23 protein-coding genes are annotated in these 26577 nt (G+C 40.8%); 10 read left to right on the top strand and 13 right to left on the bottom strand.

Annotation, left to right across the window (positions count from 1 at the left end):
* Nucleotides 1–277 precede the first annotated feature (277 nt).
* Entirely contained in the window at nt 278–715 is a 438-nt protein-coding gene (locus tag ACM0OP_RS12590; RefSeq protein ID WP_414528753.1) for a DUF2358 domain-containing protein, read from the top strand.
* Nucleotides 716–871: 156 nt separating this feature from the next.
* On the opposite strand, the gene ACM0OP_RS12585 is transcribed toward ACM0OP_RS12590, so the two are convergent.
* The 6 genes from ACM0OP_RS12585 to ACM0OP_RS12560 form a co-directional block, all read right to left on the bottom strand.
* Nucleotides 872–3364, bottom strand: coding sequence for a peptidoglycan DD-metalloendopeptidase family protein (locus ACM0OP_RS12585; RefSeq protein WP_414528752.1), 2493 nt, complete (start codon nt 3362–3364; stop codon nt 872–874).
* A 798-nt stretch (nt 3365–4162) separates the two neighbouring features.
* On the bottom strand, nt 4163–4624 hold the full coding sequence (locus ACM0OP_RS12580; protein ID WP_414528751.1) for a tRNA (cytidine(34)-2'-O)-methyltransferase: 462 nt from the start codon (nt 4622–4624) through the stop codon (nt 4163–4165).
* 388 nt (nt 4625–5012) lie between these two features.
* Nucleotides 5013–6149 (bottom strand): glutamate--cysteine ligase, encoded by a 1137-nt coding sequence (gshA, locus tag ACM0OP_RS12575; RefSeq protein ID WP_414528750.1) that lies wholly within the window; start codon nt 6147–6149, stop codon nt 5013–5015.
* Between the two features lie 190 nt (nt 6150–6339).
* Complete coding sequence (locus ACM0OP_RS12570) at nt 6340–8115, bottom strand: phospholipase D-like domain-containing protein (protein WP_414528749.1); 1776 nt, start codon at nt 8113–8115, stop codon at nt 6340–6342.
* Nucleotides 8093–12316, bottom strand: a complete 4224-nt coding sequence (locus ACM0OP_RS12565) for an AAA domain-containing protein (RefSeq protein WP_414528748.1) — start codon at nt 12314–12316, stop codon at nt 8093–8095. Before ACM0OP_RS12565 ends, ACM0OP_RS12570 begins: the two co-directional genes overlap by 23 nt.
* A gap of 140 nt (nt 12317–12456) precedes the next feature.
* The gene (locus tag ACM0OP_RS12560) at nt 12457–13314 is read right to left on the bottom strand and encodes a histone deacetylase family protein (protein ID WP_414528747.1); all 858 of its coding nucleotides are present in this window, start codon (nt 13312–13314) and stop codon (nt 12457–12459) included.
* Between the two features lie 239 nt (nt 13315–13553).
* On the opposite strand from ACM0OP_RS12560, the gene ACM0OP_RS12555 reads away from it, so the two are divergent.
* The 3 genes from ACM0OP_RS12555 (at nt 13554) to ACM0OP_RS12545 (ending at nt 15340) form a co-directional block, all read left to right on the top strand.
* Nucleotides 13554–13808 (top strand): type II toxin-antitoxin system HicA family toxin, encoded by a 255-nt coding sequence (locus ACM0OP_RS12555; protein ID WP_414528746.1) that lies wholly within the window; start codon nt 13554–13556, stop codon nt 13806–13808.
* Complete coding sequence (locus ACM0OP_RS12550; protein ID WP_414528745.1) at nt 13805–14158, top strand: type II toxin-antitoxin system HicB family antitoxin; 354 nt, start codon at nt 13805–13807, stop codon at nt 14156–14158. Before ACM0OP_RS12555 ends, ACM0OP_RS12550 begins: the two co-directional genes overlap by 4 nt.
* Before the next feature lie 138 nt (nt 14159–14296).
* On the top strand, nt 14297–15340 hold the full coding sequence (locus ACM0OP_RS12545) for a mechanosensitive ion channel family protein (RefSeq protein ID WP_414528744.1): 1044 nt from the start codon (nt 14297–14299) through the stop codon (nt 15338–15340).
* A gap of 45 nt (nt 15341–15385) precedes the next feature.
* Here the strand turns inward: ACM0OP_RS12545 and rodA are convergent, their stop codons facing one another.
* From rodA to ACM0OP_RS12530, 3 genes are all read right to left on the bottom strand, one after another.
* Nucleotides 15386–16708, bottom strand: coding sequence for a rod shape-determining protein RodA (rodA, locus tag ACM0OP_RS12540; protein ID WP_414528743.1), 1323 nt, complete (start codon nt 16706–16708; stop codon nt 15386–15388).
* Between the two features lie 85 nt (nt 16709–16793).
* The gene (locus ACM0OP_RS12535) at nt 16794–17864 is read right to left on the bottom strand and encodes an Mrp/NBP35 family ATP-binding protein (RefSeq protein WP_414528742.1); all 1071 of its coding nucleotides are present in this window, start codon (nt 17862–17864) and stop codon (nt 16794–16796) included.
* A gap of 197 nt (nt 17865–18061) precedes the next feature.
* Nucleotides 18062–18568: an SRPBCC family protein gene (locus ACM0OP_RS12530; RefSeq protein ID WP_414528741.1), complete on the bottom strand. Its 507-nt coding sequence runs from the start codon at nt 18566–18568 to the stop codon at nt 18062–18064.
* A gap of 358 nt (nt 18569–18926) precedes the next feature.
* On the opposite strand from ACM0OP_RS12530, the gene hemF reads away from it, so the two are divergent.
* Entirely contained in the window at nt 18927–19970 is a 1044-nt protein-coding gene (gene hemF / locus ACM0OP_RS12525; protein ID WP_414528740.1) for an oxygen-dependent coproporphyrinogen oxidase, read from the top strand.
* 230 nt (nt 19971–20200) lie between these two features.
* Nucleotides 20201–20569, top strand: coding sequence for an STAS domain-containing protein (locus tag ACM0OP_RS12520; protein WP_414528739.1), 369 nt, complete (start codon nt 20201–20203; stop codon nt 20567–20569).
* A gap of 3 nt (nt 20570–20572) precedes the next feature.
* Here ACM0OP_RS12520 and ACM0OP_RS12515 read toward each other — a convergent pair whose 3' ends face one another.
* Nucleotides 20573–21169: a chromophore lyase CpcT/CpeT gene (locus ACM0OP_RS12515; protein ID WP_414528738.1), complete on the bottom strand. Its 597-nt coding sequence runs from the start codon at nt 21167–21169 to the stop codon at nt 20573–20575.
* Between the two features lie 93 nt (nt 21170–21262).
* Between ACM0OP_RS12515 and psb29 the strand changes: the two genes are divergently transcribed.
* Nucleotides 21263–21964, top strand: coding sequence for a photosystem II biogenesis protein Psp29 (gene psb29 / locus ACM0OP_RS12510; protein ID WP_414528737.1), 702 nt, complete (start codon nt 21263–21265; stop codon nt 21962–21964).
* Between the two features lie 122 nt (nt 21965–22086).
* Here the strand turns inward: psb29 and ACM0OP_RS12505 are convergent, their stop codons facing one another.
* The 3 genes from ACM0OP_RS12505 to ACM0OP_RS12495 all read right to left on the bottom strand — a co-directional run bounded on the left by ACM0OP_RS12505 (nt 22087) and on the right by ACM0OP_RS12495 (nt 24090).
* Complete coding sequence (locus ACM0OP_RS12505) at nt 22087–22449, bottom strand: phage holin family protein (protein WP_414528736.1); 363 nt, start codon at nt 22447–22449, stop codon at nt 22087–22089.
* Nucleotides 22450–22712: 263 nt separating this feature from the next.
* Complete coding sequence (locus ACM0OP_RS12500; RefSeq protein ID WP_414528735.1) at nt 22713–23276, bottom strand: ExbD/TolR family protein; 564 nt, start codon at nt 23274–23276, stop codon at nt 22713–22715.
* A 40-nt stretch (nt 23277–23316) separates the two neighbouring features.
* Nucleotides 23317–24090: a MotA/TolQ/ExbB proton channel family protein gene (locus ACM0OP_RS12495; RefSeq protein WP_414528734.1), complete on the bottom strand. Its 774-nt coding sequence runs from the start codon at nt 24088–24090 to the stop codon at nt 23317–23319.
* Between the two features lie 508 nt (nt 24091–24598).
* Between ACM0OP_RS12495 and ACM0OP_RS12490 the strand changes: the two genes are divergently transcribed.
* The 3 genes from ACM0OP_RS12490 to ACM0OP_RS12480 all read left to right on the top strand — a co-directional run bounded on the left by ACM0OP_RS12490 (nt 24599) and on the right by ACM0OP_RS12480 (nt 26538).
* The gene (locus tag ACM0OP_RS12490; protein WP_414528733.1) at nt 24599–25633 is read left to right on the top strand and encodes a DUF262 domain-containing protein; all 1035 of its coding nucleotides are present in this window, start codon (nt 24599–24601) and stop codon (nt 25631–25633) included.
* Nucleotides 25630–26085 (top strand): HEPN domain-containing protein, encoded by a 456-nt coding sequence (locus tag ACM0OP_RS12485; RefSeq protein WP_414528732.1) that lies wholly within the window; start codon nt 25630–25632, stop codon nt 26083–26085. Before ACM0OP_RS12490 ends, ACM0OP_RS12485 begins: the two co-directional genes overlap by 4 nt.
* Nucleotides 26086–26256: 171 nt before the next feature.
* Complete coding sequence (locus ACM0OP_RS12480; RefSeq protein ID WP_414528731.1) at nt 26257–26538, top strand: YkvA family protein; 282 nt, start codon at nt 26257–26259, stop codon at nt 26536–26538.
* Nucleotides 26539–26577 lie beyond the last annotated feature (39 nt).

Below are 26577 nucleotides of genomic sequence, written 5' to 3'. Positions count from 1 at the left end.
GACCTATATTTATCAATTCACTATTTTGTTATTCTGTCAATGCGTAACTCCTATTAACATAGTTTCTTTTTTTCTCACCCTCTTATTATCTCACTAAATTGCTATCAGTTATAGTAAGAAAACACAGGTTGATTGTGATCTGCTCCCAATAGTTTGATGATATCAGAAGTATTATTCCCTATGGCTTAGAGCTATTGGAAATGCAGAAGATTTGGCTCAAATACGCCATTTATAAGATTAGTTAAATATTTTTAAGTTTTTGTAAAGGGAAATATCAGTGGAATCTCAATTGCAGATTGAACAAGTAATTAAGACACTTCAACAAGATTTGCCAACACTTTTTGAACAAGATATTTCTTATGATATTTATACGCAGGATATCTACTTTCAAGACCCTGTAAATAAATTTAAATGGAAATTCAACTATCGAATTATATTTTGGACGTTGCGATTTCACGCGCGGCTCTTTTTCCAAGAAATTTACTTTGACTTACATGAAGTATCTCAGCCAGCCCAAGATACTGTTTTAGCAAAGTGGACAGTTCGGGGAGTTTTACGTGTTCCCTGGAAAGCACGTCTATTTTTCAATGGCTATTCGACTTATAAACTTAACCAAGACAGTTTGATATATGAGCATATCGACACTTGGGATCGTCCGCCAGGGGAGATATTAAAGCAGTTTTGGCAAAAGCCGGGAGTGGGGAGTAGGGAGTAGGAAGTAGGGAGTGGGTTGAAATCCTGTTGGTTTATGTCTTAACCTGCTGGGCAGTTGCCATATCTCATCTTCAGGATTGTGTGCATAAAAAAAGAGGGAGCTAACTAAGCTCCCTCAATAAATAAAATAGTTATTCAGTTGAATCTAAGTGAGAAATTACTGACGTTCCCTGGGTAAGAAGGCTACAGGATCGGTAGCTCCTTTTCCTGGTTGATGGATTTCAAAGTGAGTATGTGGTCCGGTACTGAAACCAGTGCTACCCATGTGAGCGATTTGTTGTCCTTGGGTAACTTGTTGACCTGCTCTCACTAAAGTCCGGCTATTATGAGCGTAACGAGTTAAACTACCATCGGGATGGCGAATATCCACAAGGATGCCGTAACCACCTCGGTTCCAACCAGATTTTTCCACAACACCATCTGCTGCTGCATAAATTGGTGTTCCTGTGGCGTTAGCAATGTCAATACCCCGGTGCATTCTTCCCCATCGCTGACCATAGCCGGAGGTAAGTACACCTTTTGCTGGCCAGATGTAGGCAGTTGTACCGCTTGAAGGCGGCGCTGTAGTGGCATCAATGGGTTTGGGTAAGTATCTATCTACTGCGGCCAAAGGCGGTAATTGTGGCTGGAATTGTGGTGTGACTGTGGTTCCCCGCAAGTTTCCCAGAGTGTCTGAGATGTTATTGGGGGTTGTTGGTGTTCTGCTACCAGATGCATTGAGACTGGAGGAGAACTCAGGATTAATTGGCTCGTTGGGTCTACGAATCCGGGGGGGCAAATTAGTGGATTGACGGCTTGGTGAATTTAGGCTCGGCACAGGAATGGGAATAGCTACTTTGGTTTCTCCGCTAGTAGTGGGGAAAGCTGCTGTATTATTCGTTGGCCTAACAGAAATCTCTGTGGGAGCTTCTTCTGGGGGATTAATAGTAATTCCGGACTGTTGTTGGCGGTATTGCTCCCGTAATCTCTGGATTTCTGCTTCTGGACTATTTGTTTGGCTAATGGAAAGCGCCACGGGAACTTCTGCTGGTTCTGTGGCGATTATCCTGGTATTATTCCCAGACTGTTGTCCTCGGTATTTTTCCTGTAATCTCCTGATTTCTTCTTGTAGGCTATTGGTTTGAGCCGTGGTAGTAGGGAAAGGAGGTTTTGTTGGTTCAGTTGCGGCTACTGGGGTGACATTCCCACCTTGCTGGGTGCGGTGTCTCTCTTGTAATCGCTCAATCTCAGCGCGTAAGAGGCGGAGATGTTGATTGTCTTCTGTTGTGCTTGCAGGTTCTACTGGCGATTGTTTCGCTTCCTGCATTTCACTAAAGAGTGGCGGTACTGGTGTATTTCCACCCTGTCCTTGAGCATGAGGTCTAATAGATTCTGCTGGTCTATTGACGGTGTTTAGCTGTATCCGGTTATTTGCAGTTTCGGGTAATTGGGATGTAGCAGGAGGCAGACCGGGGTAGCTTGGTGGCTGAAGGGTGCGGGAAGAGTCGCTATTAGAGTCTACTACGACCTGAAGGCTACTGGAGGCGCTCTTGGAGTCTACTACCACTGGTACCTGAATGGAGCGAGAGCGGTTAACCGGAGTAACAGGAATAATCAGTCTTTGGCTAATTTTGAGTTGATTAGGATTCTGGAGATTATTTGCCTGGATCAGCTCTGATATGGAGGTATTGTATCTACTAGCGATCGCCGCTAGTGTGTCTCCCGGTTTAACTTCGTAAGCTGTATTAGTCAGTAAAGCTACAACTTGCTGGGTTGCTGGTACGGTTGTTGTAAAGGGTTGTGGGTTTAATTCCCTGGTTTCTTGTGTTTGTCTTAATCTTGATATTAAATCTTCTGTGTTGTCATTTGACGCTGCTTCCATTGCCTTGGGACTGGCGCTGATTTCTGGCGCTGTTTCTGTCTTGTTCGGCTGTGTTAAAGCTGTGTCAGTGTTTGATGCAACTTGGGTCTCCTCAGACCGCGACTCCGCCAGACTATTTCTTAAACGGTTCGATTTTTCTTGTAAGCGATTTAGTGCGAATTGTTGCTGGGCTTTCAGTTGAGCATTAATTTCACTACTGACATCTTGATTTTCTAATGCCTGTGGTTCGCTGTCAATTTGGTGATCAAAGCGATCAGCACTAGACAGTTCTTTTACTGTCTCATTGGGCTGGCTTTGGGGTGACAATCTTTGCAATAGTTGGGATTGTACATTGGAGGCATCTGGTGTCACAACCGGAACTTCCACAGACATTCCACTGGCCGCAACTTGTAGTTTAGCTTCAAGCCCCGGTAACTGTGAAATTGCTGTTGGTTCCACGATGACAGAATTTTCTGACAAGCTTATGGGTAAGACTGTTTGAGTCTTGAGCTTTGTGGGAGCAAATTTCACTGTAGTGTCAAAATCAGCAGGGATTGTTGAGGTTGCCTTTTGGCTACCTAATGTGTCTGCTGCTTGGGCTTGATCGCTTTGTCGAGTCACCAAAAGGCTGGTTGCTCCCATTGAGATAGCCAAACCAATCACGGCAGCTTTCGTCCGCACCCGGCGTTTAACCTTGGGATTCACTACAATATTAGTATTTAGGTGTTCTAGGTGTTCCACTAGGGCATCATCACTGCTGGGGATATTTTTCAGCACAGCCTTTTCTCTTTTTTTCAATGCTCGTTTCAAAGACGACCTCCTATGATCACTAGCGCTTAACTGATCTCGATTTTTTCAGTTTGATACTAGTCAATGATTTAGATCACATCAAATGATAAATCAAGATCACTTTCACCAGAGATACTTACGCAAGATTAACTTGCTTCTCTGATTTAGACAAGTTTACACTGATTAGCAAAAGTTAAAAATTGCTGTGCTTACTTGTCCAGTTGACTCTTACACACCATCGAACTTTTACTTTTGACAGTGGTCTTCACCTGTTGTGATTCGCTAGTTAGGACTGAATAATAATTATATATTCACTGAGTCCACTGTGGCTGTCACTTAACTAATTGGATCGGACTTCTGGAAAAGCTATGATCTCTGCTGTAGATATATTCAAGGTTTTTACGCTTTATCCGCACTTCCCAAGAACAGACTGTACGTTGATTCATGACTAAAAATCAACCGTACAAACTTCAGACTACTTTTGCCATCCCGGAAATTACTTATTCCCGCAAACTAGCTCAAATCTATGTGGAGAAAAGGTTAGACAGGTTTTATTTTCCTCGTCTCGGTCACTGAAGTTTATGAAAAACTATAGTTCCAATTCCGTATATTTGGGAATCATATATACAAATTTCTTATATAGCTGGGGAGTAGGGAGTAGGGTAAAAGGCTTTCGGTGTCTAACTTTTATGATCAGTTTATGTCTTAACTTCTTTGGGGGTTGCTATAAATTGTCTATGTAAAATTCAACTCTGGTAAGTATTAAGACGTGAGTCAGGTGTTAGAAAAGTAATCTAATCAACAATTAATTGAGTAAGTCTATGTTAAGTAACCTAATTGGCGATGGGCTTCAAATAAACTAATGGCGGCACTTACCGAAAGATTTAAACTACGGACATGGGGCTGTAACATGGGAATGTAAAGGGTAGCGTCACAATCTGAGAGAATCTTGGCGGGTAAACCTGCTGTTTCGCTACCAAACAGTAACCAATCATCGGCTTGAAATTGAAAATTGGCATAATTAAATTCTCCCCTGACAGTAAAGCCTAAGCGTCTACCACCACGTTGTTGATGTGCGGCTTCAAAGGCTTCTAGGGATTCGTGATGGTGCAGTTTGACGTAAGGCCAGTAATCTAAACCGGCTCTTTTAAGGTAGCGATCGCTAATTTCAAATCCCAAAGGTGCTACTAAATGTAATTCTGTACCAGTGGCGGCACAAGTCCGAGCAATGTTACCTGTGTTGGGGGGGATTTGGGGATAAACTAAAACAACCTGGGGCATTGTCTGTCAAAAGTGTTCTTTGTATACTGCTATACTAATTTTCTTTTTACTCTACCATTAGATAGAGTTGATTGATAGGTTTTTTTAATAATTATCAAATAATACCGAGAGATTAATTTTTTTAAACAAAGGCTCAATTGGACTCAAACCTGCTGAGGGAAGTGTTTTCCAGGAATTTTGGGGAGAGAAAATATTTTTGGGAGTTTCTCCCGCCAAATCTACCTTGGGGATGATGACAGAAGCTGGGGATCGGGGATTGGGGACTGGGGATTGGGGACTGGGTATTAGGGATTGGGGACTGGGGATTGGGGACTGGGTATTAGGGATTGGGGACTGGGGACAATCTTTCCCCCCACACTTCCCACACTCCCCACACCTCCTTAGCGCTTTACACCACGGGGGAACACAATTTATTTTCTAGTTCTATTTCTCGTTCTTCGGTGGCGATGATAGCTTGGGTGAGGACTCTTTGAGTGTCAACACCAACGGCGTGGAGTTGTAACCACTGTTGGGCTTCGTTCCCGGCGCGGAGAATTTTTTGCAAAGGTGAGAGGAAACAGCTAAAACCATGTTGTTTAGCGATCGCCCAAACTTCTTGATATATTTCTGCAATCCAGTCTCTAGCAACTATAGTTCTACCATCTTGCCAATGGATTAATTCCGCATCCAGACTAGCAGTAGCTGCGGCGACTTCATTTTTGGCTGTGAGAGAAAGCAGTTCTGAGGGGGAAAAGCTGCTTTGAGTTAACGGATCTAAATCCGGATTTTCTATTAATTGCAACAAACGGGCTTCTAAGAGGGCTGCAATGGCTAGTAACGCAATGGGATCTGTAACTAGGTCACAAATGCGTAATTCTAAGCGATTGAGGTCATGAGGACGGCGATCGCCATTTGGTCTGACTGATGTCCATAAATGGCGCACATTTTGCATAGTTCCGGCTGCTATTTGTGACTCCACCCATTGAATATGATCGGTGTGGCTAGTAAATAAAGGCACATTATTAGGTGTCTGAGGAAACACAGCCCAACGGCTGGAATGATAGCCAGTCGCTTGACCATCCAGGAAGGGAGATGAAGCACTCAAAGCCAGGAATAGAGGCGCTTCTAACCGAATCAGCCGACAAGCCCGCATTAATATTTCTGGGTCACTGATACCGACATTAATATGAACACTGGCGGTAACTACTTTTGTATGGTAGGTATTTTCTATATAGTCATGATAAGGGTTTGTACGGTCAGAGCGAAAGAAGCGATCGCTGCCACCCAAAGATAAAGTGCTACCAGGAATCAGAGTGTAATTACCCAAATTCTGGAGATAAGCGCGTAACTCCCGCCGAGGACGTAGCAAAGCACACAATAAATTTTCGTAATTACTCAAGGGCTGGGTAATATATTCCACGTTGCGGCTATCGGGTTCTCGCACAAACCCATCCAACGAAGCGACAATTTTGTCCGAGAGTCCGACTATTTCACCTTGAGGCGTACCCGTATACATCTCAATCTCAAAGCCTTTTAATAGAACCACTTCGTTCTCCTCGCCTCTCTTAATATAAGAATTGTATCCAATTAGACGAATTTCTGCATCTACATTTAAATTAACTTAAAATTTACAATTATTTAAGAAGTATTGTGATGCAGCACTACAGTTACTTATCTGATCATCTCTGACTCTCTGCGCCTCTGCGTGAAACATATCTTCTTCCCTCAACAACGCCTTAATTTTTCTGCTTCTTCTTCCTGGGCGACGAACTTTGGGGTAAAATAAACCTATCAGGTGAATCATTTTCCTGAGCAATTTTCAGACGCAAAAAATTTGTCCATACTGGTTCAGTAAGTAAGTTTAAAGCAGTTTCAGGTTGACGAGATGCGATCGCCCGGATAATTTTTCGCCATCCCTCCTGTACCTCATCAATAAAAACTTCCTCACCGGAAAGCTGACTTAACAGAGAAATTGCTGTGGGCAAAATTCCAGCATCATCTGGTAATATTTGTGAATTTAAATCCCTAACCATAACATTTAACCACACCGGGAAAAGTTCCAGCCAATTACTAGCTTTTATCTCCTGGAAAGCGATATTTTGCATTCCCAGCGCCCCCCAAATATAGCAAGTTTCTACAGCTAAAGAAAAATCACCATTTTCTAAAGCCAGATTCCATTTTTCCTGGGCATTATTTTGGCAACGATCAGCTAAAAATTGATATGCTTCTTGTATCTGCGGAGGAATAGTCACTTGATAAACCGACTCACCGCAGGGTAAATATTCGCCACCACAGTTAACCCAATCATAAAATCCGTAAAGATAATTTCCTTGGTCAACTATCACCTCTTTAATAGGGGAATTACCTAAGCAGAAAACCTGTACAGCAGGTAAACCATCCGGCGTTTTCATAGCGCGTAATTTTTTTTCTACTTCTGCTTCTGCGGAAATTCCATATCCTATTAAAATCCAGACTCCCCCATTGGCTAATTTTTGTAACAGCGTCAAAAAATCTTTATTGATAATATCTAAAGTCAACCAAGGGCATGATATAATGACTTGACGGTTTGCAGAACTTAAAACCTCTTGAAAAGTGGGAATAATTGCAGCATCCCTTAACTTTAAAGCCCCTAGACTAAGTTTATCTACTCTAGATTCTATTTCGGCATTTTTATGATTAAGAATAGCTTCACGCTCAAGATTAATCGCTTCATGGGATAATTTACATAAGGTTTGCCAAGGAATTTTACCTTTACCTTGCAGCACTTCCATCCGTTTGGATGCTGATTCTAAAATTTGTTTACCATTTCTAATTTGGATACTTAATTTATCTTCCTCAACATCACAAATGACAAACAGATAAATCGGTTTCCAAATGATTTGCGCCGGGGCTAACACTTTACACTGAGTTACGATTTTCCCTAACTCTGGGACATGGAAGTCTAACCCTGATAACTGAATACATTTTTGTAACTTCTCAATTGATAAAGCAGAGATATCATTTATTTTGCGCGCAATTTTGATCAACTCGGCTAAATCCGGTAAATTTAAAGGAGGATCCTTAAATGGTTCATCATAAAATATCAGCTTGCCATCTAAAGCATCGGAAACAGCATATATTTGGATAGGATAGGCTGGTTGTGGTACAGAACCTTGGGCGTAAAAACTGCGTCCTTCTTCTGTAACTGTAATGGGCGAGGTTGCGGATAAAGTTTGTAATGATTGTAAATTGGCCGTGGTACTGCGGACAAATATCGGATCTAGCCCTAATATAGATGCTAATTCATCTTCTGTGGGGGGAGGTGTAAATTCAATTCCAGCCCGGATGATAAATTCTTCCAGTACATTAAATTCGCGGGGTTCCTGAATAGATATTTCTACAGGAGTTTGATGTAAACTATAACGAAATTCCCTGGCGGCTAAAACTAATAAATTAGGATTTTGCGCTGTAATTTCATCGGCTAAATTTTGCAGTTTGTCGTCAATAGGTTTAGCTGTAGCAGCGAGAAACATCTACGAAACCTCCTTGACTATTTACAGTATGAGAAATCTCTAAATACATACCGCCAACTTTTCCCCCTTGCTGGGTAAATAAATCGTGACAACCCACAATTACTAATAATTCTTGGGCGCGAGAAAAAGCTACGTTTACCCGTTCTGGTTTCTTGGCAAAACCGACATCGCCTTGATGATTATTCCGCACCATACTAACAATTACCACAGGTCTTTCCATTCCCTGAAATCTATCTACTGTACCTGTGCGAATTTCCAAGGAAGGAAATAATTCTGGTTGTAAACGTTCATCAATTTTTTTCAACTGCGCGCCATAGAATGTAATTACTGCTATTTCCTTTTTAGGTTCCCCATTAGCAATTTTACCAGCCCAAGTGTCCTCAAATTGCTGACACAGGCGTTCAATTATATCTACTTCGTGAGGATTAAAATAGGAAGTGTTTTCTCGTTGTTCTTGAAATTCCGGTTCTCTGGGGATTTTCACCCAAACAAGATGGTGATTTTTCTGGATAATTTCCCCGGTTAAATTGTGAGCGCGTTGGGTATCAGGTTCTAGAAGTCCGCATTCTAGTTTACCCTGATAAAATTGATTGATTGCTGCCATAATCAAGGGGTGCATTCGATATTGAGTATTCAGCATTTGTTTGATGCTTTTATCAGCAGCTTCAAACTGAATTTTAAATAATGATTCTTCTAAAAATTGCAATTCTGATTTTGTGCTTCCCAGGGATTGAGCCACTTCTTCCACTGTGCTAGTATCAAGCATGGGTGGTAATTGTCGATGGTCTCCTACCATGACTAACTTTTTGCCTTTTAAAGCGGGGATGAGTAACTCTGGGGGAGTACATTTGCTGACTTCATCAATAATTACGACATCAAAGGCTTTAAATTCTTGGGTAAAGTTGTAATTTGCAGCTTGTACGCAGGTGATACCGACGACGTTAGCATTATCTAAATAAATGCGTTTTAAATCGTTGCGATCGCGCTCGGAGGGATTTTTGACTTTTGCAATCCAATCTTTGGTAAAATCTTGGTAGCGACTGAGATAAGTGTCTTCTTCACTTAGTTGGTTTTCCCAAGCATCAAACTGGGTTTGTATCCGGTGGAGAAATTCCAGATTAAATAAATCTGCATGGGTATCTGCTATTTTAAATTTATCAGGTATAGTTTGGCAGAAATTTTCCCACCAATTTCGGGATAAAATTAAATCTTCACTGGGTTTTATCTCTGGTTGCTGATTTAATTGTTGTAATTGTCCTTGGATTTCTTGCAGTTGCAGTTGAGCCTGTGTATTTTCTTCTTCTATAATGATTGTCTGCTGGTCTAAAGATTTTTTAATCACCTCTAAAACTGCGAAAGGTGCAATTGAGGGAATTAAACTTTCTAAATTTCTCAAATGACTTACCCCAACATTTACCTGAGTTGCAAATTCCTGGGGATGTTGCCAAATTTTTGATTGCGTTGTCAGATATTCTGTAACTAAAGCCTGTAATTTATCAGGTACATTTTGCTGCTGCTGAATTAATTGTAAAATCTGGATAACTTCTGACAGTTGTGAATTAGCTGTTTCGATTTGAGATGAGGTAGCAGATATTTGTGCTTGAGCAGTTCTCTGTTTTTCCAGTACAATTAATTCATCTTGGAGGATCTGCAACTGTTTTTCAGTTTCCGCCTTAACTCTGGCGATACATTGACGTGCATTAGCGAGAATATTTGAGAGTAAATCTGCACTTACCTGATTCAGAGTCGAGTCAAGATGATCTAATTCCCAGACTTTACCATACACTGTTTGCATTCTCAGCAAAAATGACTGAGTATTTTCCACCAGTAATTGGCGCTGATTTTGGTTAAGAAGTTGATAATTTTTAAACTCTTCATAGATTTTACGCCATTGGGTGCGATCGCTCGCAGATAGCACCATAGGAATTTGACTCAAATTGTCTTCTAAAAAGTAACTAAAATTGTGCTGCTTACCAATTCTATCAACAAACCCGCCTTCAGATTCATAAGTTAAAGCCTTTTGTAAAGCCTGCCAATCTGGTAAATTAAGCTGATATTTCTTAGGTAAGATAGATAATTTCAATTGATGAGCAAACATCAACAAACCTACTGGCAATTGTAGCACATCTTCTGTTAAAACTTGTCTGGATTGCTGACACTCCTTGATTACTTGATATAGTAACACAGGTGCTGTAGATTTCCATTCCTGAATAGATGCAATTACATAATTAAGTTCTTTCTGACGATTTTGCCAACCTTGAATTGTCTGTTGTAAAAATTGGCGTTTAGCGATGAATTGCTGTTCATCTATTTCTGGCTGATGTAAATTCGGCGAATTTTTAGGGATAGCAGATACCGCTTCCGCAACTTTTGACATAGCTAACATCGCATCGTTAGCGTAACCGAAAGCAACAGTAAAATCAGCAACTTTATCAGCTACATCTTCCCGCAACCACACCGCTAAACCAAAAGCACCATAACCAGGACGAACCAAACCCAATTCATCAGTGCAATTGATGGCTTGACTAACATTTGTCAAGAAATCTGTAATCACACTATTACCTTGTGTATAGGGCTGAAGATATGGTAAAGAATTTTTTACTTCTGGTGCTTCCCAATTCACATTTGGGGCATTTTGGAGAATATAATCTAACCCTAAGTGTATAGCTGCAATTTTATTTTGTTTAACTAAACCTTCTTGATAAATAGCTGATAGCTTTTGACAGTCTCCTGCTAAACTTTTCCGTTCCTGAATTAATTGATTTTGTTGCTGAATATATTCTAATTCCAAGTGGAAATAATCACTAAATTGGGATTTTGCTAATAATAAATTCCGTAAAATATCGACATTCTCCAGACGTTGATTCAGACTACTTTCACAGTCATGGGCTGTATTTTCTAGCCAAGTACCAATAACTTGGTCTTCTAAAAACGGCTGTCCTTCCTCCCCCACTCTCTCAGCCCGTCCTTTGCGAACCGCCCGAATAACGGGGTTGTGAACTAATCGACTCAAAGCATTATCCACAGCTAAATTAGCTTGAGAAGCAATGAGAGTGCGTCCACCCCGCAGGGCTATTTGATAACAAATCTCCGCAATTACCGTAGTTTTACCAGTTCCCGGCGGTCCTTGAATAAGAACTAAATCTTCAGCCGCTAGTACCTTTTCTACAGCTGCTTTTTGTCCAGCATTAGCCGCAGATAATAACAAATCATCTGCTTGAAGTTCCACCGTTTTTTTTATCCGTCTAGCCTGGGAAGCATCGAATAAAAAATTACCCAAGTAAGGATTTTGAGTTTGTCCCTGTTTTAATTTTTCTAACGCTTCTTTTTTGCGCTTGACTTGTTGAATATCCCCAGCAGCATCAAAAAACAAAAATCCCTTCATCGGAGGCTGATAACGTTGTGTAGCGATATATTCAGCCAGTTCCCGTTCTACCTTGACTTTAATTAAACAATTTTTTGGATCAACTTTTTCAATGGAACCAAATTTAGGAATTTTATGGGTGAATTTTCCTGTAGGGACAGTTTCGGAAATTTTCACTTCTTGGTTTTTAGAACGTTTTACCCGTTCCCAGAAACTAGTTATATTTAAATAATTTTGTTGAGAACCATCAAGAGTAGCTGAATTAACATCTACTGCAAAAGTAATTTGTCTAGTATGACCATAATCATTACCGACAAAAGCCACACAAAACTGACGCGCCTTGGCAATATTTTCTTCAACTTGCAAAAATGCCTTCCATGCTTGCAATTGATCTTCAGTCGGTATATGATCACCACAAACAGGCATTTTTTCCACCCGTGCCAATGCAGGTTTAGGAATACCTAAACGATGTTTTTCATGAGGGAGGAGACGCAAGGGAAAAGAGACAGAGTAAGCATCGGCGTATCCCCGTGAAACGTGTAATAACCGAGTCGATAAAATTTTTAACCCGCCAATACCATCATCTTTAACAGCTGCGATTATACCTAAAGTTTTATCTTGCTGTTCCAACTTTAAAGGTAAAGGAAATTCCGCTTGATCCGTAGCGATAGTTAACTGCCAAATTTCCTCATTTTCATGTTTACCCGCACCTTGACGACGCACATAAAACAGACAAACTTGCTCACCCAATAACTGTAGTATCTCATCCTTAGCCACAGATCCAACACATTTATAGCTCCAGTCTTGGAAATTACGATTGTGAGAAAAAGTGGACATAAATAATCTTAAACTTCCTAACGTGGGGTGAGATAATCAACTTTAGTTATTTGAGGAGTTATTTGAGGAAAAAGTAAAACTGCTCTCAATTCCCCTCTTCCTTTGCGCCTCTGCGTGAAACTATCCATATTTCACTCAACTCATAACCCATACTGATGATACACCTGACTAGCCGCCCTATGTAACAAAGAATGTCGCCAAACCAGAGACTTGATATCATCAGCGTACCCCCCACCAATCACACAAGCTACCGGATAACCAGCAGCCACACAGGTGCTTAAAACCTGCATTTCCCGGCGAAAAAGCCCCGTATCACTCAAAGCTAATTTTCCTAAGCGATCGCCGATATGAGGATCTACCCCAGCATCGTATAATATTAAATCTGGCTGGATGTGGGATAATAAGTCTGGTAAATAATTCGCCAGAGTTTGTAAATAAGCATCATCCTCCATGCCCACAGCTAGGGGAACATCCAAATCACTGGTTTGTTTAGTACCGGGAAAATTCACCTCACAGTGCATGGAAAAAGTAAACACACTTTCATCTCCTTGAAAAATGAAAGCCGTACCGTCTCCTTGATGCACATCCAAATCTACAATCAGAACTTTCTCAACTAGCCCTAATTTTTGTAACACTCGACAGGCGATCGCTAAATCGTTGAAAATACAAAAACCAGAACCATAACTAGGGAAAGCATGATGAGTACCACCAACCGCTACACAAGTACGATTTACCAGTTCTGGACTCCAAGGTAAGCCAATACGACGCTGTGCTTTCGGTTCTAGCGTTCCTTCACAGTAAGCCTTCACGTATTCTGGAGTATGTACCAATTCAATTAACTCCAGGGGTGGGAGTTTAGGCGTGTGAAATTGTGTAGTTTGCGCTACACCGTCAGCCAAAAGCAATTCATACAGTTGTCGGAACTTCGACATGGGGAAGCGATGTCCAGGCGGCAACGGTGCAATATAATCTGGATGGTAAATAATTGGCAATTCCATAATATGTATTTTGCCACACCCTGTCATCTTCAAGGTACGCAATTCATGGAGTGGACTTAGCTGGTGCGATAGCGCAAGCGCTGAACCGATAGGTCTGCGTAGCGTCTTGTCAGTTCGCTAAAAACTTTGAGGAATCGGGAATTTGAAATTGGTCATCAGTTTAATGCAATAATGCAACTAATTTTAGTTGCAAAAAGAATCTCAGGGTAGATAATGGAAGTAAGCTGTCTGGATTTCCCATGACCCGCAAGGAGAAATTAATTAAGCGGTTTCTCAGTCGTCCCAAGGATTTCACCTGGGAGGAATTAGTCAGCTTGCTTTCAGGGTTTGGCTTTGAGGAGGTCAGCACGGGTAAAACGGGAGGTTCTCGGCGGCGCTTTCTCAATGATGCGGGGGTAATCATGACATTACACAAACCCCATCCTCAAAATATTCTGAAACGATATCAAATTGAACAGATTATCGAGATTCTTCAAGGGGAAGAATTGCTATGAATGACATGATGCAATACCAGGATTATTTTGGGTCTATTCACTATAGTGATGAAGATAAAATCTTCTACGGACAGGTTGAATATATCCGCAGTTTAATCAGTTTTGAAGGCGAAGATGTGGCTAGTTTGAGGGCTAGTTTTGAGGAAGCAATTGATGATTATTTAGCTCTCTGTGAAGAAAAAGGTATTGAGCCAGAGAAGGCGTTTAAGGGAAGTTTTAATGTGCGTGTAGGTAGCCAACTTCATCGCCAGGCGGCTTTATTTGCTCAACAACGGGGGGTAAATCTGAATAAGTTGGTCACGGATGCACTGGAACGTTATCTGAAGGGGGAAGCGTTAGAAAATGCTTGAGGATTTCGGGATATGACATTTGCACAAAGAATAAATGTATCTGTTCCTTCTGGCTACTATTCTACAGATGCGTAAAGCAAGGTAAAATTTGTCAATGCCTAAAAAAAATACGATAAAATAGTTAATTAGAAATTAATCATGCAGGAATGGATTGTAACAATAGCATTTATTCTATTGGGCTTATTAGCTGGAATAATTGGTGAAAAAGTCATCTTCACAAAACTGAGAAAATTTGTTGTTGAGAAAGAAATTCCCGGTAGTGAAATTATCTTTTCCGCCTTGCACCGCATGACCTTTTTTTGGTTTGTGCTAGCAGGATTTTTTGGTGCAATCGTTTATTCTTCTCTGACTATCAATGAAGATGCTAAAAATCTCCTGCAAAAAATCATTACGATTTTATTCTTGTACACAGTCACCTTAGTCTTAGCTAGATTGACTGCTGGGTTTGTGAATTTATTCATCCAGAGAACAGAAGGAGTACCCGCATCATTAATTTCTAACTTAGCAAAGATTGCTGTTTTAATTTTAGGAATACTGATTCTGTTGCAAACTGTAGGTGTGCAAATCACACCCATAGTTACAACTTTAGGGGTGGGTGGTTTAGCCGTTGGTTTAGCGCTACAAGATACCCTAGCTAATTTATTTTCTGGTTTTTATCTGATTATCTCCAAGCAAGTGAAAACGGGAGATTATGTCAAATTAGATGATGGCTACGAAGGTTACGTTACAGATATCACTTGGCGGAATACTACTATTAAAGAGTTTAAAAACAATATCATTATTGTCCCTAATTCTCGTCTAGCATCGGCGATTTTTACTAATTACCACTTACCAGTTAAAGCAATTACTTTAACAATGAATATTGGTGTTGGTTACGATAGTGATTTAGAACAGGTAGAAAGGGTAACCGTGGAAATAGCCAAAGAGGTGATGGCAGAAATTGCCCCAGAATTAGTAGAATTTGAACCTAATATTAGATTTCATACTTTTAATGATTTCAGTATAGATTTTAAATTATATATGCGAGTCCATGAATATTTTGACCAGCGTATTGGTACACATTTATTGATTAAGAAGTTACATAAACGTTATCAACAAGAAGGTATTGAAATTCCTTTTCCTGTCCGAGATATTTATGTGCAGAATAAGGGAAGCGAAAGTTCCAGTCTAGATTTAAATTAATTATTTCGACCCCGCACTCCCCACACTCCCCACACTCCCCACTCCCTAGTACCCAAAATACTTTTTCTTAGTTTGGCGAAAGTTGGCGACTGATTCGACTAATCCTAATGCAATGAAATTAGTCAGCATGGCGGAACGTCCGTAACTCATCCAAGGAAGGGGAATACCAGCAACAGGTGCTAAACCTACTGTCATTCCGACGTTAATAAGTAGCTGAAAGACAATCATTGCTAAAACACCAATAGCCAATAGTGAACCAAAGTTATCTTTGGCTGTTTCAGCTATCCGCAAGAGGCGAAAACAAATCAAGCAGAAAACAAACAGGACTAGGAAACAACCAACAAAGCCAAATTCTTCACCGACGACGGAGAAAATAAAATCTGTATGTTGTTCGGGGACAAAATTTAGTTGGGTCATTGGCCCTTTGAATAAACCCCATCCCCAAACTTCACCCCCACCGATAGCAATACGTGATTGATGTTGGTGATAACCCACACCTAAAATGTCGTATCCTGGTCTGAGAAATACCGTCAGTCGGTCTTTTTGATAGTCTCTTAATATATTATTCCAGGCAAAGACTCCTAATTCACCGCCTAATAAGTTGAGAACTGATGCACCAATACCATTCAGAACAAAATTCCGCCAGGGAAGAGTTAGCCAAGCTAAAATTCCCATAGCGATTACCCAAAGTATTCCTAATAGTCCGAAAGATAAAAAATAAAAGTCTACTATTGGCTGTGAAAATGGCCAATTTATACTAAAAAGAATGGCAGAAATAATGGGGGAAATTAATAATATCAGCCAACCGGGGTTAGCATTTGCCCAATAAAGCATTCCTAAGACAATGGCACCAAATACTAAGGATGTGGCTAAATCTGGCTGTAAAAAGACTAAAGCCCAGGGAACAGATGTGATTCCTAAAGCCCGGAAAACATTGTTGATATTTACTGCTGTGCGCTTGTGTAATATGGCAGCTAATGTTATAATAACCCCGATTTTGGCAAACTCCGAAGGTTGCACGTTGAAGTCACCAATGGTAATCCATCGTTGCGCCCCTTTAGCACTAGTACCAATCAACATAACGGCAAGGAGGCTGATATTGGTTAGGGCGTATGTTACCCAATGCCATTGAATTAAATGTTCATAACGGGTACGAGCTAAAAACAAGGCGATGAAAACGCCAATCCCAGCTACTGTCCAATGCCAGAACCAGTCAGCCACTGGTTGTCTAAGTTCGGTACTCAGAATCATCAGTCCACCAAAGATACTGATACCAAGAGTCAATCCCAATAGTAGTAAATCTACTTGCTTCCAGGGTTTCAGCCAAGACTGCCAGCGAATTGTGGGTAAAAAACGTTTTGATAGCATTGTGATACTTTATATTTAAGTTTTTTGGCTACTGTTAACTTGTATTCCCAGGCCATAGCCCAGGAATGGGACAAAAATAAAAAAGTTATGTCAAAGCCGCAACTGATATTTTACCCGCAATATTGAGTGCGATCGCCTTTAAGGCTTTGGCTGAGGCCGAATCAGGATCAGCAACCACTATTGGCACACCGCTATCACCGCCGACTCTGGTGGAAATTTCTAGAGGAATACACCCTAGTAGAGGCACTCCCAACTCAGATGCTGTTTTAGAACCGCCACCAGAACCAAAGATGTCATACTGCTTATCGGGCATATCTGGAGGAATAAAGTAACTCATATTTTCCACTATTCCCAAAACAGGGACATTCATCTGCTGGAACATCCGCAAACCCTTACGTGAATCTAACAGGGCGACATTTTGCGGTGTGGTGACAATTACAGCCCCTGACATGGGTACTGCTTGGGTTAAAGTTAATTGAGCGTCGCCTGTTCCCGGTGGCATATCGACGATTAAATAATCTAGTTCTCCCCATTCCACTTGATAGAGAAACTGACGGATGACACCATTCAGCATTGGACCCCGCCAAATTACTGGCTGATCTCGGTCGATTAAAAAGCCCATTGAGACTAATTTCACACCGTGATTAAAAGCCGGTTCGAGAATATCACCTTTGTCTGTGGAACGCACGGCAATTTCTACATCAGCTAACCCTAGCATTGTGGGGTCGTTAGGGCCATAAATATCGGCATCCAGTAATCCCACTTTCGCTCCTGTTTGAGCTAAAGCCACAGCGACATTCACCGCTACTGTGCTTTTACCCACACCGCCTTTACCACTGGAAACAGCGAAAATATTTTTTACCCCAGCAATACCAGTTCTGTCTGGTAAACTTTTTTGTTGGGGTGTTTCGGCTGTGACATCTACGTTTACCTCTGTAACGCCAGGTAGCTTGTTAACAGCTTTTTTACAATCTTCTACAATAAATTCCCGTAGGGGACAGGCGGGTGTAGTCAAAACTAAAGTAAAACTTACCTTACCCGCGTCAATTTTGACATTGCGAATCATATTCAGTTCCACCAAACTCTTGCGGAGTTCTGGGTCTTCTACTGGTCGCAAAACTTCTAAGACTGAGCCGGAATCGAGAACATCGTACATACTGTTTTCACTGTTACTGCTGTAACAAAATTTAAGCAAATTTTATGATCATCTAGTATGATCTTAACTTTCTTTGGAACGAGAGAGTCTGAGAACGCTTGATCTGGGCGAGAGTACAAGCTTTATCCCACACCCTGTATTTTCCCCCCTGCACCCTGCCCCCTGCCCCCCTGCCTCTTCTCCCCACTCCCCCCTCCCTAAAAAATGGCATTTTTCTGGGCTGAGACTCTATGTAATCCAGGGTTTTCTACAGATTCCACTAGAGAACGTGCCACACGATCTGTATAAGGGCGGCATAAAGACCAAATTAGGGGTGATAACCAACCCCGGAGGGTGACTGAATAAGATAAACAAGTGCCACAGACTGTTGATTCTACTCGGTAAGTTACTCGTTCTTCTACTCCGGGAATGGCCATGACTCGGATAGTTAACATTTCGTTAGGTTTAACCAGCTCGACAAAAATCCTGATGGGTATGGGAGAAAATCGGGTGACGGCTTGGTAAATTAATCCGGGTTTGGGTACTAATCCGTGGGGAACGTTGGTACTTTTGAGTAGTGGATGCCAGGAAACGTCTGTTAAGTCAACTACCTTCAGCCACATTTCATCTACAGAAACAGAACTAATTTCTCGATAGGTTTTGACCAGAGAAGCGTAAAACCGACGATGTTTGCTATAGATGAGTTTAGATAACCAACTTCGCATTTGCCTAATCCTCTTCGCTATGCACTTGTTGATAACTCTGGTATGCTAAGAAACCCTGGATCACAGTCTCTGCTGAAGGTCTCAAGGGAGAGTGCGCTGATAGACTAATTAAAGAGGGTCTGGTATCGATACCAGAATGTTTACATCAAGAAGTACAAAAAAAACGCAGTCAATATACAAGCCTATACGCATTTGAGGCAAAATAACTCTAGTGATACCCATCAAGAGCAAAATGTTCTTAAGTAAGAAAAAAGTAGTTTAAGCAAATTTAGTCTAATTATTGGCTGTTGCTGGCCACAAATGTTTAAATTGACTAATTTGTGGATTTTTGAAAATTGTAATTTAGGTTCGGGAATCTATGTTGACTAACTCGCAAACGCCTACTGTAGAAGCAGAATCATCTGAGTTTTTACCCCCGACTGATGGTAAGACTAGGGTTCGTCAGTTTATGCAAGGATTGCAAGACCAAATTTCGCAAAATTTGGCGGAACTAGATGGTGTGGGTAAGTTTAATGAGGATGGTTGGGAACGCCCAGAAGGTGGTGGTGGGCGATCGCGCATATTACGTGATGGGGCAATTTTTGAACAAGCAGGTGTAGGTTTTTCGGAAGTTTGGGGCGATCGCCTCCCGCCTTCGATTTTAGCCCAACGACCAGATGCTGAAGGACACAGCTTTTATGTAACTGGGACTTCGATGGTGTTACACCCACGGAATCCTTATGTGCCGACAGTCCATCTCAATTATCGCTATTTTGAAGCCGGCCCTGTGTGGTGGTTTGGTGGTGGTGTGGATTTAACACCCTATTATCCCTTTGCTGAAGATGCCAAACATTTGCATGAAACTCTGAAGCAGGCTTGCGACAAGCATAATCCAGAATACTATCCAGTGTTTAAGCGCTGGTGCGATGAATATTTCTACCTCAAGCATCGGAATGAGACACGGGGTGTGGGTGGTCTATTTTTTGATTATCAACACAGTGAAAGTGGCTTGTATGGTGGTACTGACCCTCATGGACCGGCAGCTAAATACAGCGATCAAGTAGGGAAACCCGCCCGCCGCACTTGGGAAGAATTGTTTGCTTTTGTTCAAGACTGTGGTGCAGCATTTTTACCTGCTTATGTGCCAATTGTCCAACGACGACATGGGATGGAATATGGCGATCGCCAACGGAATTTCCAACTGTATCGGCGCGGTAGATATGTAGAATTTAACTTGGTCTATGACCGAGGTACACTGTTTGGTCTGCAAACCAACGGACGCACAGAATCTATTTTGATGTCGTTACCGCCTTTGGTGCGTTGGGAATACGGCTATAAGCCAGAACCCCAAACTCCAGAAGCTCAGTTGTATGAAATCTTCCTCAAACCTCAAGATTGGGTCAACTGGACACCCACTACTTAAAACTTAGTCAGAAACCTACATTGTAATGCTGGTAAAGACTGTAGTATATGTCACCAGTAACTTGTTAATTCTAGTGATAGTGGTGGATAATTTTGTGGCTGGTGAGTCAATGAACTAATTGCATGGCTGGAAATTTTTCTGGTGATGTGAAGCTAAACAACAATCGCAACCTGTTTTTTTGACTCACCAATCTCAAACTAAAATTTAAACTATTGCCACGGGGAGGCTTAGTGATTCAAATAGAACAAACAACCTATACAACCCAAGACGATAATAAAGTTATTGTCTTAACGCCAGCAGGACGGTTAGACATCACCACAGCTTGGCAGTTTCGCCTGAAATTACAGGAATGTATCTCTAAACTCAGCCACCATGTTGTGGTCAATCTCGGTCAGGTAAATTTTATTGATAGTTCTGGCCTCACCTCTTTGGTGGCAGGGATGCGTGATGCTGATAAAGTTAAGGGCAGTTTCCGCATCTGTAATGTACACCCAGAAGCAAAACTCGTTTTTGAAGTCACAATGATGGATACAGTCTTTGAAATCTTTGAAACAGAGGAAGAAGCTTTAGAAGGTGTCCCACGTAGCATCGCCACTTAACAGTCAATATTGTTCTCGCTTGGTATATCTGTAAGGGCCTAAAATAGCTCCCCAGGTTGCTTTTCCAGTATCCGAGTCAATCCCCTTATCGTAGCTGTGGAATTGTGTCGCTGTGGCTTCAAATCCCAAAGAAACTTGTACAATCTGATTCAGATAAGTAAAGCAGCAACGAGTATTTGGCGGTTGAGTAGCAGTAAATTTATAACTATGTTCGGCGATTGTTTCTTGGTTAACTGTGAGGATGCAGCCTGGTAATAAATCTAATTGATCCACGGTCAATGTTTTCAGCACAGCCGGATTCTGTCCTGCACCACTGAAAGCACCAGGATCTTTAAACATATAGTATTGTATCTGCAAGGGTGTATCCGAGCCACTCCCAGACATCAACCGCATAATTCGCTGGCGATAGGGATGGTCTAAATTGACAATATTAGCTTGCTCGGCAAATAAGGTAATACTGTCTTCTGAAAACAGATCAACTGGTCTTTGCCAAAGATGTAGATGCACAAACCAAGCAGCATCGGCCAAGGCTTGTTCTTGATTATCAAATTTTCCAGCTAGGTACTCACCTAACGCAATTAAATTTGGCGCAAAACTCATAAATAATACTGATCGGAAACCTGAACTTGGCAAAGTAGCCTTTAAGCGACAAAATATAATAACGTCGCCCTTAACATTCTTAACATTTTATTTGTGAATAACGTCCGTACTGTCTCAGATACAAAGCGAACTTTTTACTCCCTTCACACTCGCCCCATTAACACAATTTATCGGCGGGTGGTTGAAGAGTTGATGGTAGAAATGCATCTACTATCAGTAAATAGCGGTTTTAGCTACAATCCCATTTATGCCTTGGGTGTAGTCACCAGTTTTGACCGCTTCATGGAAGGCTACCTACCAGAACGGGATAAAGAATCGATTTTTCAAGCTCTCTGTCAGGCTGTAGAACAAGAATCCCCACGCTACCGACAGGATGCTGAACGTCTGCTAGCTTTAGCCCAAGACTTACCAGTTAATGATTTAATTGCTTGGTTAAGCCAAACCAGTCATTTAGATCGAGATCCAGATTTGCAAGCGCAGTTGCAGGCGATCGCCAACAATTCCGAGTTTAAATACAGCCGCTTATTTGCAGTTGGTTTATTCACATTATTAGAAAAATCTGCTCCTGAACTAGTCAAGGACGAAAAGCAACGTACTGAAGCCTTAAAAACCATTGCGGCTGGGTTACATCTATCTGAAGAAAAACTCAACAAAGATTTGGAGCTATACAGTTCTAATTTAGAAAAAATGGCTCAAGCTCTGATAGTCATGGCAGATATGCTCTCGGCTGATCGCAAAAAACGTGAACAGCGTCAACAAGAAAAAAGTGCTTCAGTTGCTCCCCCAACTGAATAACTCGTAATTTATAAATCGTAATTCGTAATTGTTATCGACGGAAAAAACTGGTTTTTTTCCATAAATAAATAGATTGAGGAGTTGTCACCTGAATTAATTACGAATTACGAATTAATAACTACTTACACCCCTAACAACTTGTAAATTAGGCTGTTAATAATAGTCAGAGCGAAAGCCCCTAGTACAGCACTCCAGATGCCAAACCGTAAGCGAAAACCCTCCACTAACCAAGCGGCGAGACTAAAACAGACCACGGCAATCATAAATGTGAAGATGCCCGATAACAAGTCAAAGGTAAGTAAGTTTGGTACAGTAAATATGAGGTTTAAAATTGGTCTCACTACTGCTGTGACAATCCCCAAAATTGCTGCCGAAACAATGGCTTTTGGCGGAGAGTCAACTTCCACCCCCAAAGGCAGTCTACTAATAATCAACAAACTGATAGATGTTACTACCCAAACAATTAAAAGCGTCACAATATTCATGCCACAACCCTTGAAACGTGAATGGTGATTGGCGCTAAATTACTAAGTTCGACGATAAAGAAATTTTTGCAGCTGAACCAATTATTTGTAAATTAACAGCTATTTTTACCTAAACAGAATTTATTCCGTATCTCTTTAGGTTTAGCTAAAATATTCCCCTCTCCTGAGTCAGGAAAGGGGTTGGATGTGCAGTTATGTACTTGGATGACTAAAGATGTATTTTAAGGGGAATTTAGCGCTGCCCTGGGGGACGAATATCACCTTTAGGGGCTAGGAGTTGTTTCAGGTGCTACAGGTACTTGGGGCGCAAATTCATTGGGTAGAACTGGAGTCATCAAATCAGGATTCGCCCCTCCCTCTGGACTCATGGGAAAATTAGGGGGATTAAAAGAGTCATTAGGTAGTTGACTGGGGCCGGGTATGATTCCTAAAGACACGCGATCGCCACCTACTTGACGCATCAAGTCTAGGATTTCCACCACATCATTATAAGTTGCGGTTCGTGAGGCATTTAACACCAAAATGCCATTAGGATTAGCTTGAAGATATGCACTTAAATTTTGGGCTAACTGCTCTCGTTGTACAGGCTGTTGTTCTATGTAAACATTACCCACAGCGTCAATAGTGACAATTTGAGTACCAACCTGTGAAGTAACACCAGCTACCGTACTTGTACTAGCTTTAGGCAGATCAATATTAATTGCTTGTTGTCGAGTAAATTGCAAAGCAGCTAACAAAAAAAACGTCAGAATACAAAAAACGACATCAATTAACGGCAGGATTTGAATTTGTGTTTCTTCAATGGGAGTATGCAGATTAACTTTCATTCTTTCACCATTAAGCCTGGTTCGGGTATTGCAATGTTAATTATTCCTCTGTCCCCACGGAATCTAAAGAATCAGATGTATTCGGTGGTTCAGGAGGTTTAGGAAAGGGTTTTGGATCTCGCTTGCGGGGAGGACGAGGACTGAGATTTTCTGTTGCAGATTCCCCTTCCAGGACTGCGGAAATTTTGTCATAGTCAGGTGGAGACTGACGATACAACAACTCCATCTCATTTCCCGCTTTACGAAAAATTTTAACTTGGTCAACTACAAAACTTTGAAATAGGCGATAAAACACTAAACTGATAATCGCAACTATCAAACCAGTCGCGGTACTGATTAAAGATTCACCGATCCCAGTCGTCACACCAGCTGTAGACTGAGTTCCCAAATCGCCAATGCGAATTGCACTCAAAGAGCCGATCAAACCCAAAACTGTACCCAGCAATCCTAACAGAGGTGAAAGGGCGATGACGGCTTCTAAAAGTTTTTCACCCCGACGCATTCCCGCTAATTCATCTTCGGCGGTGGCTTCTAAAGCCAGTCTAAAGGTTTCTGGATCACTTTTTGGGTAGCTTAAAGGAGCATAGAGAAACCTGCCAATAGGCTGATGGCGGGCATTTTTAGCAATATCTGCCGCTACTGCCCAACTATCTTGGGCAGCGTTTAACACACGATCTACTATTTCTTTTTCTTGAGTCATGATTCTTAACCAGAACCACATACGCTCGAAAATCACACTGATAGACAAAATTGACAACACAAACAGGGGCCACATCGCGGGGCCGCCCTTTTCAAACAAATCTAAAATATCCACTGGTTAGGTTTCCTCCCTCCATTTCTACAGCAACAGTCCCAAAGCATTTTAATTCTTAAGATTAATGCATAATTACCATATTCTTATACAAAATCGTCAGATGGATATTTGTCCACAGAGAATTAGTAGCGTCTTCCATGTTACCTGGGGCTGGGCTATCTCATTCTGGGCGATGAAATATTCCTCAAAAAGTTGTTGCTCATACCTTGTAAGGTTATAACTGTTCCCGGAGTGCGACAATATCTCAAAAATCCTCAAATTGCATGGTGGGTGGTGGGGTGAGAAAACTAGGCCTTCGGCGGTTTCCATAGCAACCATCCTGTTTAAATTATGGCAATGTCTTGAATAAAAGCCAATTCTTGGCTGCTTAAAACTTTTTTCAGGTCAAGTTAGATGGTTTTTCATAGTGTGATTTCCAAGGGATCTTAAACGAAAGCAGTTTATAAACTAGCGGGTAGGCTACGATCTAAGAGTATGTGCAACCCAAGCACTAATCTACTTACCATAAATGGATAAAGAACCTATGAACTACGATATGGAAACAAGCGAAAGTCCAAGGCTAGAAGTAGAGTATTACGGTGCTGACTTTCCTGTTGATACATTAGTGAAACGTATGGAAGAAGAAGAATTTATTATTCCAGGGTTTCAGAGAAAATATGTTTGGAAAGAAGAGGAAGCATCACGCTTTATTGAAACCTTGTTACTTGGTCTTCCTAGTCCTGCACTCTTTCTAGCTAAAGATAAGTTTTCTAAAAAATATCTGGTTATAGATGGACAACAACGGCTGAAAACTTTGCAATATTTCTTTCAAGAATCTTTTCATACTGGGAAAGTATTTAAGCTTAAAGGTGTCACCCCACAGTTAGAAGGTTTAACCTATTCCACATTACCTCCATCGGAGCGACGTGAACTTGATAATGCTATTATCCACTGCATCATCATATCTGAAAATTATGACCCACGTGGAATGTTTTATCTATTTGAACGACTTAATACTACTGGGACTCCCTTAAAACCACAGGAAATTCGGAATGCTATTTATCATGGTTCTTTTAGTGAACTCCTTCAAGATTTATCAAGAAATGAAACCTGGAGAGAGCTTTATGGTAAGGATGATATTCGCGCTAACGAACAAGAGCATATTTTAAGATTTTTGGCTCTACATTTCGATTTAGAAAATTATTCCGGTGATATGACCAATTTTCTTAATCAATTTATGTTAAGAAACAAAGATTTAAATATAATTTCAAAAAATGAAATAAAAAATATATTTTTTAATACAATATCTTTCCTGAAAAATTGTATAGGAACTAAAGTCTTTTATGAAAACAAATCATTCAATATTCTTTTTGATAGCATCATGCTTCTAACTGCTCAAGAGTTAGAAAAAGGTTTGGAATGTTCAAAATTAAAAAAATTCTATGAATTGCTGATTAATGACAAGCGTTTTTGGTCATCAGCTAAACCCTCGACCACAAGTAAAAAAAATCTCATGACGAGGCTGGAGGATGTTAGAGAGCTTTATAGAAATACGCATTTATGAATCAATCTATATTAGCTCATCGTCAGAAAATAGATAATCTATTTGAAAAAGTTGCCTGTTTTATAGAACCAGAGATTAAAAGTGAATGGTCAAAATATCTATGTATTTTGGTTTCAGGATTCATTGAGGAATCTTTGAGGGTTTTATTAGAAGAATATTGTAAAAACAAAGCTTCGCCCAATATTCAAAAATTTGTGACCAAACAGATAGAATCTATAACAAACTGTAAAACGAGTAGAATTACCGAAATCTTAGGAAAATTCAGCCCTATTTGGCAAAGCGAATTTACTAACAAAATTGGTAATGAAATAAAAGACTCTATAGATAGTGTAGTGATTAATCGTCATCAAATAGCTCATGGTAAAAGTGTCGGTATGAGCTATCATAGTGTATCTAATTGGTATAAGAATGTCAAAAAGGCTGTAGAAATTTTGGAAGAAGTCATAAAGTAATTTTTCCAGTTTCCATGATTTGATTAAACTAAGCCTCTAAAATGAGTTTAACCGAATTGATCATTGCATTCTCTGCATTGTCAAATGTTACCCTCCTAGCTAGGGCGGTTATTTCTACCGGGAATTTTTCGCATAATTTGTCAAAATTAAAAATAACTGGAGGGTCAACACATGAATTTTTCAATCCAATCACTGTATAGTTGGTATCGGAATTTGCTTCGTAATCCCAAGTACCGTTGGTGGGTGATTTTAGGAACACTGGTTTATATTCTCAGCCCCGTAGATGTTATACCTGACGTTATACCCATTTTCGGACAAGTTGATGACGTTTTAGTTTTGTCGGTGCTTTTTACTGAGCTGTCTGGGTTAGCGATCGCAGCTTTGAAGACTCGCAAGGGTTCTGATGAACCTAGTGCTGAAACTGTTGATGTTGATGCTGTGTCTCTTAAGTAGGAGTTTAAACGCAAAGGTGAGCGCAGAGGTACGCTGAGA

The sequence above is a fragment of the Nodularia chucula CCY0103 genome (genome assembly GCF_963923915.1).
In the GTDB taxonomy this organism is placed as follows: Bacteria; Cyanobacteriota; Cyanobacteriia; order Cyanobacteriales; family Nostocaceae; genus Nodularia; species Nodularia chucula.
Note: the sequence above shows the minus strand (reverse complement) of the source record. Positions and strands in the feature narration are given on the sequence as shown.